Raw genomic sequence first — 15249 nt, 5'->3', positions numbered from 1 at the left:
CGTGCATCCGCTCCGGCCGTTCCTCGTCGTCGACGCCCCGATCGAACTCATCGGCACCGTGCTCCTCACGAGCGCGCTCACGGCGCTCCTCATCGGGCTCGCCCTCCCGTGGTGCGTGAACGACGAGGCGGGCATGCGGCTGCTGCGCCTCCACGGTCGGCCCCACGGACGGGTGCCCGGCAGGCGGCTTCTGCGGGTCATGCTGCCGATCGGACTCGCCCTCGGGTACCTCGCGAGTGCGTGTCTGCTCCCGGACCGGGACACGGTGACGGGGGCCGCGGCGCACGCGGACCCGGGCGCGTTCGGACTGGCGGGCGTCCTCGGTCTCGTCGCGGGCGCCTCGGGGTGGTTGTTCTGGATCGACGTGCGCATCCACCGCCTGCCCGACCGCATCGTGCTGCCGCTCGCCGGCGCGTGCGCGGTCCTCACCGCGCGGGACTGGGCCGCCGGCGTCCCCGGTGCCCGGACCGCTCTCCTCGGTGGTCTCGTGCTCCTTCTCGCCCTCTTCCTCCTCGCGCTCCTCGGGCTCTTCCTGCGCGGCGGGGGGATGGGCCTCGGAGATGTGAAACTCGGCTTCCCCCTCGGCCTCGTCGCCGCATGGATCTCCCCGGCGCACGTGTTCCTCGCGGTCGTCCTCATGCACGTGAGCGCCGTCCTCGTCGTCGTGTCCGCCCTCGTGCGGCGACGTGCGCACCGCGGTACCCGGATCGCCTTCGGGCCGCACATGCTCGTCGGTCTGTGGGCCACGATCCTGCTCGTGCCGGTCCTGCCGGAACTCTGATTCATCACCCGGGCACCTCGGCGGGTGAGGCGAGGGGCGGCTGAGAGGGGCGCACGGATGGCGGCGAGTTCCAGACACAATGGCGAGTTCCGTTCGTGGAGCGCGCTCAGTGAGGGGAAATCACCAGAGCGTCCGGAACTCGCCCGGGGCCTCCCTGCAGCACGGCGCGGACCGTGGACACGCGGTCGGTGGGCGCCGCCGCCTTCGATAAGCTGGACCAATGTTGAAATGGTTGACCGCAGGCGAGTCGCACGGTGAGGCGCTCGTCGGAATCATCGAAGGGCTCCCCTCCCACATCCCCGTCACCCGGGAGGAGATCTCCGCCGCTCTCGCCCGCCGTCGGCTCGGCTACGGACGCGGCGCCCGCATGAAGTTCGAGGAGGACGTCGTGCGGCTGCTCGGCGGCGTCCGGCACGGTGAGACCTTCGGTTCGCCCGTGGCGATCGAGGTCGCGAACTCCGAATGGCCCAAGTGGGAACGCGTGATGAGCGCGGACCCGGTCGATCCGGCCGAACTCGAGGGCATCGCCCGCAACGCGCCCCTCACCCGGCCGCGGCCCGGTCACGCGGACTTCGTCGGGATGCAGAAGTACGACTGGGCGGAGGCCCGGCCGATCCTCGAACGCGCCTCGGCCCGGGAGACCGCGATGCGCGTCGCCCTCGGTGCGGTGGCCGCGAAGTTCCTCGGTGAACTCGGGGTCACCGTCGTCTCCCACACCGTTGCGATCGGTCCTGTCATCGGCACGGGGGAGGAGGCCCTCCCGACCGCCGCCGACGTCGAGACGCTCGACGCGGATCCCATGCGGTGCTTCGACCCGGAGCTGTCCGCGCGCATGGTCGCCGAGGTCGACGACGCCCGGAGGGCGGGGGACACGCTCGGCGGTGTCGTCGAGGTCCTCGTCGACGGGGTCCCGCCCGGACTCGGCTCGCACGTGCACTGGGACCGTCGGCTCGACGCCCGACTCGCCGGTGCCCTCATGGGGATCCAGGCGATCAAGGGCGTCGAGGTCGGTGACGGTTTCCGGACCGCCGCACGCCGCGGTTCGCAGGCCCACGACGAGATCGTCGTCGGCCCCGACGGGGTCCGGCGCAGCACGAACCGGGCCGGCGGCACCGAGGGCGGCATGTCGACCGGCGCGCCCCTGCGGGTCCGGGCGGCGATGAAGCCCATCGCCACCGTCCCGCGTGCCCTCGCGACGATCGACGTCGCGACGGGAGAGGCGGCGAAGGCCCACCACCAGCGTTCGGACGTGTGCGCGGTGCCCGCGGCGGGCGTCGTCGCCGAGGCGATGGTGACGCTCGTCGTCGCGGAGGCCGTGCTCGAGAAGTTCGGCGGGGACTCCGTCGCAGAGGTGAAGCGCAACCTGGAGTCCTACCTCGACGCGATCCCGGCGGCGTTGCGCAGTACGCCGTGACCGCGGACGTACCGGAGTCCGAGGCGCCCCTGCCGCGGCCGGTACCGCCCCTGCNNTGCCCCCCCCCCGAGTCCCGCATCGTGCTCATCGGCCCCCCGGCCGCGGGGAAGTCGACGATCGGCCGCTTGCTCGCGGACCGCCTCGGCGTCCCGATGACGGACACCGACCACGAGATCGTGCGGCGCTTCGGGCCCATCCCGGAGATTTTCGCCCTCAAGGGCGAGGCCCGGTTCCGGGAGATCGAACGGGAGGTCGTCCGGACGTGCCTGCGGCGGCTCCTCGATCGGCCGGGCGTCGTCTCCCTCGGAGGGGGGTCGGTCCTGAACCCGGGGACCCGGGCGCAGCTGAAGCACCCGCGCCTGCGGGTCGTGTACATCGAGATCGACGAGGAGACCGCGGCCGCACGGTTGCGAGGTTCCTCACGTCCGCTGCTCGCCGGCGACACCGATCCGGTGACCCGGTGGTCCGAACTCGTCGCCGAACGGCGGCCGCTCTACGAATCGGTCGCCACCGTGACGGTCTCGGCCTCGAACGGCCCGCCGTCGACGGTCGTCAACCGGATCTCCGACGTCCTCACCGCCCTCCAACGGCGGGAGGACTACGCACGGTTCATGGAGGACGGGCCGCACACGGAGGACGGCCGGAGCACATAGGGTGTGCGGGCAGGGATGTGCGCTCATCCCGCCAGACACACGATCTTCGAGGAATGGACGGTCATGACGGAAACGACACGGATCCAGGTGAACGCCGGGGGAGAGTACCCGGTCATCGTCGGCTCCGGTCTCATGGGAGAACTGCCCGCACTGCTCGGCGGACGCGTGAACAAGGTGCTCGTCGTGCACCCGCGTGCACTGCGCAGCACCGGCGAGGTCGTCCAGGAGGACCTCAAGGCCGCCGGCTACGAGGCGATCTCGGTCGAGATCCCCGACGCCGAGGAGGCCAAGCACGTGCAGGTCGCGGCCTTCTGCTGGCAGGTCCTCGGCCAGAGCGACTTCACCCGCTCCGATGCGATCGTCACCGTCGGTGGCGGAACGGTGAGCGACCTCGGCGGTTTCGTCGCCGCCACGTGGTTGCGCGGGATCACCTACGTCAACATCCCGACCACCGTCCTCGGGATGGTCGACGCGGCCGTCGGCGGGAAGACCGGGATCAACACCGCCGAGGGCAAGAACCTCGTCGGTGCCTTCCACTCGCCCGCCGGAGTGCTCGTCGACATGGACTCGCTCGCGACGCTGCCGCGCAACGAACTCTTCACGGGCCTCGCCGAGGCCGTGAAGTGCGGGTTCATCGCGGACCCCCGGATCCTCGAGCTGTTCGAGGAGACGGATGTCGAGGTCCTCGCCGATCCCACCTCCCCGGCCCTCCGGGAGATCATCGAACGGACGATCGCGGTGAAGGCCGAGGTCGTGAGCGGCGACTTCACGGAGTCCGGCCGCCGCGAGATCCTGAATTTCGGTCACACCCTCGGTCACGCGATCGAACGGACCGAGCGTTACCAATGGCGGCACGGCGCCGCCGTCGCGGTCGGCATGGTCTTCGCGATGGAACTCTCCGTCATGGCGAAGAACCTCGATCCGGCGGTCGTCGACCGACTGCGGGCGATCCTCGGGAAGCTCGGCCTGCCGACCGGATACCGCGGGGACAAGTGGCCTCAGCTGCTCGACACGATGCGCCGGGACAAGAAGTCGCGTGGTTCCCTCATGCGGTTCGTCGTCCTCGAGGAGCTCGCCCGTCCCGTCGTCCTCGACGTGCCGGACACCTCGATCCTCTTCACCGCGTACCAGGAGATCGGCGTCGACTCGCCGAAGATCTCACTGCTGTGAGCGGCGGGGGCCCGTCCGGTGCCCCGAGCGGGCCCCGGCGGGTCCCGGTCCGATGCCCCGTGCGCGGGGGCCGGTCCCCGCACTGGTAAAATCGACGACCGGTGCGCCTGAAAACCCTGTGGTCCTCCTCCTGTGCGGTCGGCCCCCGGTGATGATTCCAGTGATGAATCGCCCGGGACCGATCCCGAGCGGTCCGGCCCGGCGGAACTCGAGGCGCGTTCGTCCGTCCGACCGAAGACCGAAGGAAGAAACGTGGCAACGACGAATGATCTGAAGAACGGTACCGTTCTCAACCTCGAGGGCCAGCTCTGGCAGGTTCAGGAGTTCCTGCACGTGAAGCCGGGCAAGGGCCCCGCCTTCGTGCGCACCAAGATCAAGAACGTGCTGAGCGGCAAGATCGTCGACAAGACCTTCAACGCCGGCATCAAGATCGAGACCGCGACCGTGGACCGCCGCGACATGCAGTACCTCTACCACGACGGTTCCGACTACGTGTTCATGGACCAGAAGGACTACGACCAGGTCTCGCTGTCCCCGGAACTCGTCGGTGACGCCGCGAACTACATGCTCGAGAACCAGGTCGTGCAGATCGCGTTCCACGAGGGCACCGCGCTCTACGTCGAACTCCCCGCGACCGTGGAACTCACCATCACCGAGACCGAGCCGGGTCTCCAGGGCGACCGTTCGACCGGTGGCACCAAGCCCGCCACCCTCGAGACCGGTGCCGAGATCCAGGTGCCGCTCTTCCTCGAGCCGAACACCAAGGTGAAGGTCGACACCCGGACCGGCGATTACCTCGGACGCGTCAAGGAATGAGCTCCCGGACCCGTGCCAGGCGTCGCGCTCTCGAGATCCTCTTCGAGGCCGAACAGCGCGGAATGACCGAGACGGAGCTCATCCGGCTGCGGTCGAACGATCCGGACTACCCGATGAAGCCGTACGCGGTGGAGATCGTCGACGGCGTCGTCACGCACCGTGACGAACTCGACGACCTCATCGCGGAGCACTCCGAGGGCTGGTCCCTCGATCGGATGCCCGCCGTCGACCGCGCGTTGCTGCGCGTGGCCGGCTGGGAGATCCTCCACAACGACGAGGTCCCGGACCCCGTCGCGATCGACGAGGCGATGCAGCTCGCGCGCACCTTCTCGACGGACGAGTCGCCGAAGTTCCTGGGCGGGGTCCTCTCGGCGCTCAGCGCCTCCCGGAACGGGGGACCCGAGGCGACCGAGGGTTCCGAGGCGCAGGAAGCGCCCGCAGATCCGGAGGCTCCCGAGGCGGCGGACCGCCCCTCCGAGTGACACGTTCCACCTCCCCGACAGGCCCGCACCCCCACCGGTGCGGGCCTGTCGTGCATCTGCGTCGCCTCGTGCCCTGGTCCGGGACCGATGAGGTGTGCCTCACACCACCCGCGTGTGGGGCGCCGGGAACGAAGGACTATGCTGGAGGACGACACATCAGCGTTCCTTTAATAACCGTCCCGTGAGGCGGAGAAGGGCAGATGCTTTGCGTACTCGCACAGTTCTCGATGCGTCGGAGATCTCGCGCGCCGTCACCCGGATCGCGCACGAGATCCTCGAGGCCAACAAAGGGGCCGAAGGACTCGTCCTCCTCGGCATTCCCACCCGTGGCGCCCCGCTCGCGGCCCGCCTGGCCGCGCGGATCGCGCAGATCGAACCCGGGATCGACCCCGCGGAGATCTGCGGTGCCCTCGACATCACGATGTACCGCGACGACCTGCGATCGGGCAGGCTGCGCGCCGCGGAACCCACGACGATCCCCGGTTCCGGGATCGACGGTCGCACCGTCGTCCTCGTCGACGACGTCCTCTTCTCCGGTCGTTCCGTCCGCGCCGCACTCGACGCGCTCTCCGACATCGGCCGCCCGGCCGCGGTGCGCCTCGCTGTCCTCGTCGATCGTGGCCACCGCGCCCTCCCGATCCGCGCCGACCACGTGGGCAAGAACCTCCCGACCGCGGTCTCCGAACGCGTCTCCGTGCGTGTCTCCGAGATCGACGGGGAGGATGCGGTGACGATCTCCGCGCCCACCGACGCCCCCGCGGCGGAGGTGGAGGCATGACCCGCCATCTCCTCTCGGCCTCCGATCTCGACCGTGCCGCGGCCATCGACCTCCTCGACGTCGCCGAGGAGATGTCCGAGGCGATGAGCCGCGAGGTGAAGAAGCTCCCGGTCCTCCGCGGTCGCACCGTCGTCAACCTCTTCTTCGAGGACTCGACCCGGACCCGCATCTCCTTCGAGGCCGCAGCCAAGCGGCTGTCCGCCGACGTCATCAACTTCTCCGCGAAGGGCTCGAGCGTGTCGAAGGGCGAGAGCCTGCAGGACACCGCGCAGACCCTCGCCGCCATGGGTGCCGATGGCGTCGTCGTCCGGCATTCCGGCTCGGGTGCGGCACACCGCCTGGCGCACTCCGACTGGATCGACGCCCCGATCGTGAATGCCGGGGACGGTACGCACGAACACCCCACGCAGGCCCTCCTCGACTCGTTCACCCTGCGCAGAGTGCTCCACGGGGCTCCCGTCTCGGGTGCCGCCCGCGGCGCCTGGTCGACCGATCTGACCGGTGCGACCGTCGCCGTCGTCGGCGACATCCTCCACTCCCGGGTCGCCCGGTCGAACGTCCACCTCCTCGGCACCCTCGGCGCGAAGGTCGTGCTCATCGCACCGCCGACCCTCCTGCCCTGGGGCGTCGAGACCTGGCCGGCGGAGGTCTACTACGACTTCGACGCGGCACTCGCGGACCACACCTTCGACGCGGTCATGATGCTGCGCGTGCAGTTCGAGCGCATGCACCAGTCGTTCTTCCCGAACACCCGCGAGTACACGCGTCTGTGGGGACTCACGCCCGCGCGTTACCGCGCACTCCCCACCGGCACCGCGATCATGCATCCGGGCCCCATGAACCGCGGGTTCGAGATCTGCGCGGAGGCCGCCGATTCGCCGCGCGCCGTCGTCCTCGACCAGGTCACCAACGGTGTGGCCGTGCGTATGGCCGTGCTGTACCGGCTCCTCACCGGCGCCCCGGGCACCGGCGGAGCCGTCGGGACCGCCCTCACCCCCGAACAGGCCACCCCGGCCGGACAGGAAGGAACACTGTGACCCGTATCCTCATCACCGGAGCCGCGGTCCTCGGCGGAGAGGTCCGCGACATCGCGATCGAGGACGGTCGCTTCGTGGACGCCGTGACGGATCCCGACCACGTCGTCGACGCCTCCGGTCTCGTCGCCCTGCCCGGCCTCGTCGACCTCCACACCCACCTGCGCGAGCCCGGACGGGAGGACGCCGAGACCGTCCTCACCGGATCGCAGGCCGCGGCACGGGGCGGGTACACGGTCGTGCATGCGATGGCGAACACCGCTCCCGTCGCGGACTCCGCCGGGGTCGTCGAACAGGTCTGGAGCCTCGGGCGAGAGGCCGGTTGGACCCAGGTCGTGCCGATCGGTGCCGTCACCGTCGGCCAGGAGGGCACGCAGCTCGCCGAGCTCGGTGCGATGGCCCGCAGCCGGGCCGGCGTCCGGATCTTCTCCGACGACGGGCACTGCGTCTCCGATCCGCTCCTCATGCGTCGGGCCCTCGAGTACGTGAAGAGCTTCGACGGCATCATCGCGCAGCACGCGCAGGATCCGCGTCTCACCGAGGGCGCTCAGATGAACGAGGGTGTCGTGTCCGCCGAACTCGGGCTCGCGGGATGGCCGGCCGTCGCCGAGGAGGCGATCATCGCCCGTGACATCCTCCTCGCCGAGCACGTCGGCTCCCGCCTCCACGTGTGCCACCTGTCGACGAAGGGCAGCGTCGATCTCGTGCGCTGGGCGAAGTCCCGTGGCGTCGCCGTCACCGCCGAGGTCACCCCGCACCATCTCCTCCTCACGGACGAGCTCGTGCGCACCTACGACCCGGTCTACAAGGTGAACCCGCCGCTGCGCACCCAGGAGGACGTGGAGGCGGTGCGCGCCGGCCTCGCGGACGGCACCATCGACATCGTCGGTACCGACCACGCGCCCCATCCCGCCGAGCACAAGTGCTGCGAGTGGACCGCCGCCGCGATGGGCATGGTCGGCATGGAGACGGCCCTGCAGGTCGTTGTCGAGGCGATGAAGGACCACGACTTCGGCTGGTCCGACGTCGCCCGCGTCATGAGCACCCGCCCCGCGGAGATCTCCGGGCTGTCCGACCACGGCACGCTCGCCGCCGGGACCGGGGCGAACCTCGTCCTCGTCGACCCGGCCGCCGCGGAGACGATCGTTCCCGAGGACCACGCGACGATGGGGCGGAACAACCCCTTCCGCGGCCTGTCCGTCGGCAGCCGGATCGTCCACACCTTCCTCTACGGCCACCGGGTCGTCGCCGACGGTGCGCTCACCACGGCGCACCCGATCTCCACCGGAGGAGGGGCATGGATCGACTGATCCCGACTCTCCTCACCGTCGGTGTCGTCATCGTCCTCTTCGCTCTCATGTGGTGGGGGTGGAACCGCAAGCGCGCACAGCAGGCCGCACGGTTCCCGGTTCCCGCCCGTCCGGCCGCGGGCACCGCGGTCCTCGCCGGGCCGGTGCCCGGCATGTACGTCGCGACGACGCTCGCGGACCAGCCGCTCGAACGCGTGCAGGCGCACCACCTCGGGGTCCGCACCGACGCCGAGCTCAGCATCGCCGCGGACGGGATCATCCTCGACCGCGCGGGCACCGACGACCTCCTCATCCCGCGCGCGGCGATCACCGGCGTCCGGACCGCCTCGGGGATGATCGGCAAGTTCGTCGAACGCGACGGGTTGGTCGTCATCACCTGGACGCTCGGCGAGGTGGCCGTGGACACCGGCTTCCGCACGCGCGCCGCCGCCGACCGCACACACGTCATCGAATCCATCCGCCAGCTCATCGGGGAGTCCTCGTGAACCTTCTTGACCACACACCCGCCGTGCTCGTCCTCGAGGACGGCCGCACGATGTCCGGCCATGCCTACGGTGCCGTCGGCACCGCGTACGGCGAGGCCGTCTTCGTCACCGCGATGACGGGATATCAGGAGACCCTCACGGATCCCTCGTACCACAAGCAGATCGTCATCCAGACGGCCCCGCACATCGGGAACACCGGGGTCAACGACGAGGACGACGAGTCGCTCGGCTACTGGGTGTCCGGCTACGTCGTCCGCGACGCCTCCCGGATCTCCTCGAACTGGCGCACCACCGAGGACCTCGAGACCCGCCTGCAGCGCCTCGGGATCGTCGGCATCAAGGACGTCGACACCCGCGCCCTCACCCGGCACCTCCGCGACAAGGGCGCGATGCGGATCGGCGTCTTCTCCGGCGAGGCCGCGTCCCGCCCGGTCGCCGACCTCCTCGCCGAGGTGAAGGCCCAGCCGTCGATGGCCGGCGCCCGTCTCGCCGACGAGGTCTCCACCGACGAGCCGTACCTCGTGCCGGCCGTGGGGGAGAAGAAGCTCACCGTCGCGGCGTACGACCTCGGCATCAAGTCGATGACCCCGCAGCAGCTGTCCGAGCGCGGCATCGACGTCCACGTCGTGCCGTCCGACTTCCCGTTCGAGAAGCTCGCGGAACTCGGGAGCACCGGCGTCGACGGTGTGTTCTTCTCGAACGGCCCCGGCGATCCGGGCACCGCGGACACCCAGATCGACATCCTCCGGAAGGTGCTCGACGCCCGGATCCCGTTCTTCGGCATCTGCTTCGGCAACCAGCTCCTCGGCCGGGCGCTCGGTTTCGGCACGTACAAGCTGCCCTTCGGTCACCGCGGCATCAACGTCCCCGTCATGGACCGCGAGACGGGCCGGGTCGAGGTCACCGCACAGAACCACGGCTTCGCGGTCGACGCACCGACGAGCGGTGAGGTCACCGCCCCGGCGAACGCCGACTGGGGTCGGGTGACCGTGAGCCACGTGTGCCTCAACGACGACGTCGTCGAGGGACTGCGCTGCCTCGACGTCCCGGCGTTCTCGGTCCAGTTCCACCCCGAGTCCGCGGCCGGCCCGCACGATTCGCGTGGACTGTTCGACCGTTTCGTCGAACTCATGACCGCCGCTCCCGCCGCGTCCACCGACGCCGCGCACGCCTGAGCCGCCCGAACCGATCCAGGAGAACATCAATGCCCATCAGAGAAGACCTGAAGTCGGTCCTCGTCATCGGTTCCGGCCCCATCGTCATCGGCCAGGCCTGCGAGTTCGACTACTCCGGCACCCAGGCGTGCCGTGTCCTCAAGCAGGAGGGCCTGCGCGTCGTCCTCGTGAATTCGAACCCGGCGACGATCATGACGGACCCGGAGATCGCCGACGCGACCTACGTCGAACCGATCGACCCCGCGGTCATCGAGACGATCATCGCGAAGGAACGCCCCGACGCGATCCTTCCCACCCTGGGCGGACAGACCGCGCTCAACGCGGCGATCAATCTCCACGAGGCCGGCGTCCTCGAGAAGTACGGTGTCGAACTCATCGGCGCCGATGTCGACGCGATCAACCGTGGTGAGGACCGCCAGCTCTTCAAGGAGATCGTCCAGCAGTGCGGCGGCGAGGTCGCCCGCTCCGTCATCGCCCACACGATGGACGAGTGCCTCGCTGCTGCCGCCGAGCTCGGCTACCCGCTCGTCGTGCGGCCCTCGTTCACGATGGGCGGCCTCGGCTCCGGGATGGCGTACGACGAGACAGACCTCCGTCGCATCGCGGGTGCCGGACTCGTCGACTCCCTCACCACCGAGGTCCTCCTCGAGGAGTCCATCCTCGGGTGGAAGGAGTTCGAACTCGAGCTCATGGCCGACCACAACGGCAACTGCGTCGTCATCTGTTCGATCGAGAACCTCGACCCCGTCGGCGTCCACACCGGTGATTCGATCACCGTGGCACCGGCCCTCACGCTCACCGACCGCGAGTACCAGAACATGCGGAATATCGGGATCGACATCATCCGCGCCGTCGGGATCGAGACCGGCGGCTGCAACGTGCAGTTCGCCATCGACCCCGACACCGGACGCATCGTCGTCATCGAGATGAACCCGCGCGTCTCCCGGTCCTCGGCCCTCGCCTCGAAGGCGACCGGCTTCCCGATCGCGAAGATCGCCGCGAAGCTCGCGGTCGGCTACTCGCTCGACGAGATCCCGAACGACATCACCAAGGTGACCCCGGCGTCCTTCGAACCCACGCTCGATTACGTCGTCGTGAAGATCCCGCGGTTCGCGTTCGAGAAGTTCCCGGCCGCCGACCCCACCCTCACGACGACCATGAAGTCCGTCGGTGAGGCGATGGCCCTCGGCCGCAACTTCACGACCGCACTCCAGAAGGCCCTCCGCTCGCTCGAGCAGAAGGGTTCGGCGTTCTCCTGGTCGACGCTCTACGACCTCACGGACCCCGCGGTGAAGGAGGACGTCCTCGCCCGGATCGCCCATGCGACGACCGAACGGATCCACGTCGTCCAACGCGGTCTCGCCTCCGGCCTCACGGTCGCTGAGGTCCACGAGGCCTGCGACATCGACCCGTGGTTCCTCGACCAGATCCAGCTGATCAACGAGGTCGCGAAAGCGATCGCCGAGGCGCCCGAACTGTCCCTCGAGGTCCTCCGCCTCGCGAAGGACCACGGCTTCTCCGACGCCCAGATCGGCGAGCTCCGCGGGCTCGACGAGGCGGTCGTCACCGGGGTCCGCCACGCCCTCGGCCTGCGCCCGGTCTTCAAGACCGTCGACACCTGCGCCGGCGAGTTCGAGGCCCACACCCCGTACCATTACTCGAGCTACGACGAGGAGACCGAGGTCGCCGGGCGCGAGCGCGAGGCCGTCATCATCCTCGGCTCCGGCCCGAACCGCATCGGCCAGGGCATCGAGTTCGACTACTCGTGCGTCCACGCGACGATGGCGCTGAGCGAGGCCGGCTACGAGACCGTCATGGTGAACTGCAACCCGGAGACCGTGTCGACCGACTACGACACCGCCGACCGTCTCTACTTCGAGCCGCTCACCTTCGAGGACGTCATGGAGGTGTACCACGCCGAGCTCGCGGCCGGACCGGTCGCCGGTGTCGTCTGCACCCTCGGTGGGCAGACCCCGCTCGGCCTCGCCGCGAAGCTCAAGGCCGCGGGTGTTCCCGTCCTCGGCACGCAGCCCGAGGCGATCGACCTCGCGGAGGACCGCGGCGAGTTCGGCCGGGTCCTCGACGAGGCGGGTCTCGTCGCTCCCAAGCACGGCACCGCCACCACGTACGAGGGCGCGAAGGAGATCGCGCTCGGGATCGGGTACCCGGTGCTCGTGCGCCCGTCCTACGTCCTCGGTGGCCGCGGTATGCAGATCGTGTACGACACGGAGCAGCTCTTCGAGTACATGGAGTCCGCGACGGAGATCTCCGCCGACCGTCCGGTCCTCGTCGACCGCTTCCTCGAGGACGCCGTCGAGATCGACGTCGACGCCCTCTACGACGGCACCGACATCTACATCGGCGGGATCATGGAGCACATCGAGGAGGCCGGCATCCACTCGGGTGACTCCGCGTGCGTCCTCCCCTCGATCACCCTCGGCGCGAGTGTGCTCGAACGGGTCCGGACCGCGACCGAGGCGATCGCCCGCGGCACGAACGTGCGCGGTCTGCTCAACATGCAGTTCGCCGTCGCCGCCGACGTCCTCTACGTCATCGAGGCGAACCCGCGCGCCTCGCGCACCGTGCCCTTCGTCTCGAAGGCCACGGGGCGCCAGCTCGCGAAGGCCGCTGCGCTCATCTCCGTGGGTCGCACGATCGAGAGCATGCGCGGCACGCTCCTCGCCGAGGAGGGCGACGGCTCGGCCCTCGGCCTCGACCACCCGATCGCGGTGAAGGAAGCGGTCCTGCCGTTCCGCCGGTTCCGCACCCCCGAGGGCAAGGTCGTCGACTCCATCCTCGGACCGGAGATGCGCTCGACCGGTGAGGTCATGGGCATCGACGTGAACTTCCCGAAGGCGTTCGCGAAGGCCGAGCTCGCCGCGAGCTCCGCGCTCCCGAACTCCGGCACGGTGTTCGTCTCCGTCGCGGACCGCGAGAAGCGGTCGGCCGTCCTGCCGGTCAAGCAGCTCGTCGACATGGGCTTCGAGGTCGTCGCCACGGACGGCACCGCGGCGGTGCTCGCCCGCTACGGCATCGAGGCGACCCGTCTGCCGAAGTACTTCGAGGCGGGGGAGAACGACCGGACGATCCTCGACGATCTCGCCGAGAACAAGATCTCGCTCGTGGTGAACGTCCCGCAGGGACGGCAGGAGCGCGCCGACGGGTACGAGATCCGCGCGGCCGCGACCGCCGCCTCGATCCCGCTCGTCACCACGGTCTCCGAGTTCAGTGCCGCCGTCGCCGCGATCGAGGTGCAGCGCGCCGCTGCCTTCGACGTCAAGTCCCTCCAGGACTGGGCATGACGCTCGTCACCGCCGAACAGGACTTCGGCACGCTCTGGCAGGAGGCCGCCGCGCAGTCACCGCTGTGCGTCGGCATCGACCCCCACGCGGCACTCCTGGCCGCGTGGGGTCTGCCGGACACCGCCGAGAGTGCCCGGGAGTTCTCCCTCGCCGTGATCGAGGCGTGCGCGGCGAGTCCGGTGCGCCTCGTGAAGCCGCAGTCGGCGTTCTACGAGCGCTTCGGTTCCCGCGGTGTCGCGGTCCTCGAGGAGACTCTCGCCGCCGCGAACGCGGCCGGGCTCCTCACGGTCCTCGACGTCAAACGCGGAGACATCGGCTCGACGATGGCCGGTTACGCGCAGGCGTACATGGATCCGTCCTCCCCGCTCGCGGCGGACGCCGTGACGCTCTCGCCGTACCTCGGGTTCGGGTCGCTCGCGCCGGCGTTCGACGCGGCGCGGGAGTTCGGTACGGGGATCTTCGTCCTCGCGCTCACGAGCAACCCCGACGGACCGCAGGTCCAGCACGCGGTCACGACCGCGGGGCTGCCGGTGGCCGCGGAGATGGCCGTCGGAGTCGAAAGGTTCAACGCCGAGGTCGGCTCCCCGCGGGCCGGGCTCGTCGTCGGTGTGACGATCGGCGATGCCGCGGCGCGCCTCGGGATCGATCTGGGCATGCTCGGGTGCCCCGTCCTCGCCCCCGGCTTCGGTGCGCAGGGCGGCACCGTGGAGGATCTGGAGACCGTGTTCGGCGAGAGCTGGCGGTCCCGCCGGGTGCTCGTCAACGCCTCTCGGTCGATCCTCTCGAACGGGCCGTCCACCGAGGCCATGACCTCGGAAATCACGCGTACGACCGGTGTTCTCCTCCGGGCTTCGGGCCTACACTGAGGGCAGCTTCCCCACGGACAACACTTCCTGTGGGAAACATCTCTCATCGTGAGGAGACGACGTGGCACTCGAACCACTGACGCCGGAACAACGGTCCGCCGCCCTGGACAAGGCGTTCAAGGCACGGCAGGCTCGCGCAGAAGTGAAGGCCGCGCTCAAAGCGGGGACGACCACCTTGTCAGAGGTGCTCGAGACAGCGAGCACCGACGAGGCCGTGAGCAAGATGAAGGTGCACGACCTGCTGCGGTCGCTGCCCGGAGTCGGTGACCGCCGCGCCGGATCCCTCATGGAGGAGATCGGGATCGCGGAGTCCCGACGGCTCAAGGGCCTCGGTATCCACCAACGGGCAGCACTCCTGGAGAAGTTCGACACTCAGTGACGTCACACACAGCACAGAATTCCGTCCTCACCGTTCTCGCCGGGCCCACCGCCGTCGGCAAGGGCACCGTGAGTGCCTACATCCGGGAGCACTTCCCGCAGGTGTGGTTCTCCGTCTCCGCGACGACCCGGCCCCCGCGGCCCGGCGAGATCGAGGGCGTGCACTACCTCTTCCGGACCGAGGAGGAGTTCGACGAGCTCATCGCCGCCGGTGAGATGCTCGAGTACGCGACCGTGCACGGCAAGTACCGGTACGGCACCCTGCGCGCCCCGGTTCTCGAGGCACTCGCACAGGGGCTCGCGCCGCTCGTCGAGATCGACCTCCAGGGAGCGCGCCAGGTCCGCGCGGCGATGCCCGAGGCGCGCTTCGTGTTCCTCGCCCCGCCGAGCTGGGACGAACTGGTCCGCCGCCTCATCGGCCGCGGCACCGAGAGCGCCGAGGAACAGGCCCGCCGCCTCGAGACCGCGAAGGTCGAGCTCGCGTGCGAACCCGAGTTCGACCACACCGTCGTCAACCACGACGTTCGTGCCGCGGCGGAGGAACTAGTACGATTGATGGGATTGTCCGTCGCCTGAGCGACGCACCCATCCGGTGTGCGTCACCG

At 69.7% G+C, this 15249-nt stretch carries 15 protein-coding genes; all 15 read left to right on the top strand.

The window, feature by feature from the left end; all coding sequences use genetic code 11:
- Nucleotide 1 precedes the first annotated feature (1 nt).
- The 15 genes from ABD172_RS09525 to gmk all read left to right on the top strand — a co-directional run bounded on the left by ABD172_RS09525 (nt 2) and on the right by gmk (nt 15220).
- The gene (locus tag ABD172_RS09525) at nt 2-781 is read left to right on the top strand and encodes a prepilin peptidase (protein WP_344309085.1); all 780 of its coding nucleotides are present in this window, start codon (nt 2-4) and stop codon (nt 779-781) included.
- A gap of 220 nt (nt 782-1001) precedes the next feature.
- A complete protein-coding gene (gene aroC, locus ABD172_RS09520; protein WP_344309083.1) occupies nt 1002-2195 on the top strand; it encodes a chorismate synthase in 1194 nt (397 codons plus the stop codon).
- Nucleotides 2196-2275: 80 nt separating this feature from the next.
- A complete protein-coding gene (locus ABD172_RS09515) occupies nt 2276-2848 on the top strand; it encodes a shikimate kinase (protein ID WP_344309082.1) in 573 nt (190 codons plus the stop codon).
- Nucleotides 2849-2911: 63 nt separating this feature from the next.
- Nucleotides 2912-4018: a 3-dehydroquinate synthase gene (gene aroB, locus ABD172_RS09510; RefSeq protein ID WP_344309081.1), complete on the top strand. Its 1107-nt coding sequence runs from the start codon at nt 2912-2914 to the stop codon at nt 4016-4018.
- Nucleotides 4019-4270: 252 nt separating this feature from the next.
- Nucleotides 4271-4834, top strand: coding sequence for an elongation factor P (efp, locus tag ABD172_RS09505; protein WP_344309078.1), 564 nt, complete (start codon nt 4271-4273; stop codon nt 4832-4834).
- Nucleotides 4831-5316 (top strand): transcription antitermination factor NusB, encoded by a 486-nt coding sequence (gene nusB / locus ABD172_RS09500; protein WP_344309077.1) that lies wholly within the window; start codon nt 4831-4833, stop codon nt 5314-5316. The genes efp and nusB overlap by 4 nt, the downstream gene beginning before the upstream one ends.
- A gap of 205 nt (nt 5317-5521) precedes the next feature.
- Complete coding sequence (gene pyrR, locus ABD172_RS09495; protein ID WP_344309075.1) at nt 5522-6094, top strand: bifunctional pyr operon transcriptional regulator/uracil phosphoribosyltransferase PyrR; 573 nt, start codon at nt 5522-5524, stop codon at nt 6092-6094.
- Nucleotides 6091-7131, top strand: coding sequence for an aspartate carbamoyltransferase catalytic subunit (locus ABD172_RS09490; protein WP_344309072.1), 1041 nt, complete (start codon nt 6091-6093; stop codon nt 7129-7131). Before pyrR ends, ABD172_RS09490 begins: the two co-directional genes overlap by 4 nt.
- The gene (locus tag ABD172_RS09485; RefSeq protein WP_344309070.1) at nt 7128-8438 is read left to right on the top strand and encodes a dihydroorotase; all 1311 of its coding nucleotides are present in this window, start codon (nt 7128-7130) and stop codon (nt 8436-8438) included. The genes ABD172_RS09490 and ABD172_RS09485 overlap by 4 nt, the downstream gene beginning before the upstream one ends.
- Complete coding sequence (locus ABD172_RS09480) at nt 8426-8923, top strand: PH-like domain-containing protein (protein WP_344309068.1); 498 nt, start codon at nt 8426-8428, stop codon at nt 8921-8923. The genes ABD172_RS09485 and ABD172_RS09480 overlap by 13 nt, the downstream gene beginning before the upstream one ends.
- A complete protein-coding gene (gene carA / locus ABD172_RS09475) occupies nt 8920-10098 on the top strand; it encodes a glutamine-hydrolyzing carbamoyl-phosphate synthase small subunit (protein WP_344309066.1) in 1179 nt (392 codons plus the stop codon). The genes ABD172_RS09480 and carA overlap by 4 nt, the downstream gene beginning before the upstream one ends.
- 29 nt (nt 10099-10127) lie before the next feature.
- Complete coding sequence (gene carB, locus ABD172_RS09470; protein ID WP_344309065.1) at nt 10128-13400, top strand: carbamoyl-phosphate synthase large subunit; 3273 nt, start codon at nt 10128-10130, stop codon at nt 13398-13400.
- Nucleotides 13397-14266, top strand: coding sequence for an orotidine-5'-phosphate decarboxylase (pyrF, locus tag ABD172_RS09465; protein WP_344309063.1), 870 nt, complete (start codon nt 13397-13399; stop codon nt 14264-14266). Before carB ends, pyrF begins: the two co-directional genes overlap by 4 nt.
- Before the next feature lie 61 nt (nt 14267-14327).
- Nucleotides 14328-14645 carry an integration host factor, actinobacterial type gene (gene mihF / locus ABD172_RS09460; protein WP_344309061.1) on the top strand — a complete coding sequence of 106 codons (318 nt, stop codon included), beginning with the start codon at nt 14328-14330 and terminating at the stop codon, nt 14643-14645.
- A complete protein-coding gene (gmk, locus tag ABD172_RS09455; protein ID WP_344309059.1) occupies nt 14642-15220 on the top strand; it encodes a guanylate kinase in 579 nt (192 codons plus the stop codon). Before mihF ends, gmk begins: the two co-directional genes overlap by 4 nt.
- The last annotated feature ends 29 nt before the right edge of the window (nt 15221-15249 follow it).

Origin of the sequence: Brevibacterium samyangense (genome assembly GCF_039529845.1) — a bacterium.
Taxonomy (GTDB): Bacteria; Actinomycetota; Actinomycetes; order Actinomycetales; family Brevibacteriaceae; genus Brevibacterium; species Brevibacterium samyangense.
This window is presented reverse-complemented; position numbering and strand designations above follow the sequence as displayed.

What these genes read in the sequence shown, in the direction of transcription:
- aroC (WP_344309083.1), top strand. Translation starts at nt 1,002, where the DNA reads ATGTTGAAATGGTTGACCGCAGGCGAGTCGCACGGTGAGGCGCTCGTC.
- aroB (WP_344309081.1), top strand. Translation starts at nt 2,912, where the DNA reads ATGACGGAAACGACACGGATCCAGGTGAACGCCGGGGGAGAGTACCCG.
- nusB (WP_344309077.1), top strand. Translation starts at nt 4,831, where the DNA reads ATGAGCTCCCGGACCCGTGCCAGGCGTCGCGCTCTCGAGATCCTCTTC.
- ABD172_RS09490 (WP_344309072.1), top strand. Translation starts at nt 6,091, where the DNA reads ATGACCCGCCATCTCCTCTCGGCCTCCGATCTCGACCGTGCCGCGGCC.
- ABD172_RS09480 (WP_344309068.1), top strand. Translation starts at nt 8,426, where the DNA reads ATGGATCGACTGATCCCGACTCTCCTCACCGTCGGTGTCGTCATCGTC.
- carB (WP_344309065.1), top strand. Translation starts at nt 10,128, where the DNA reads ATGCCCATCAGAGAAGACCTGAAGTCGGTCCTCGTCATCGGTTCCGGC.
- pyrF (WP_344309063.1), top strand. Translation starts at nt 13,397, where the DNA reads ATGACGCTCGTCACCGCCGAACAGGACTTCGGCACGCTCTGGCAGGAG.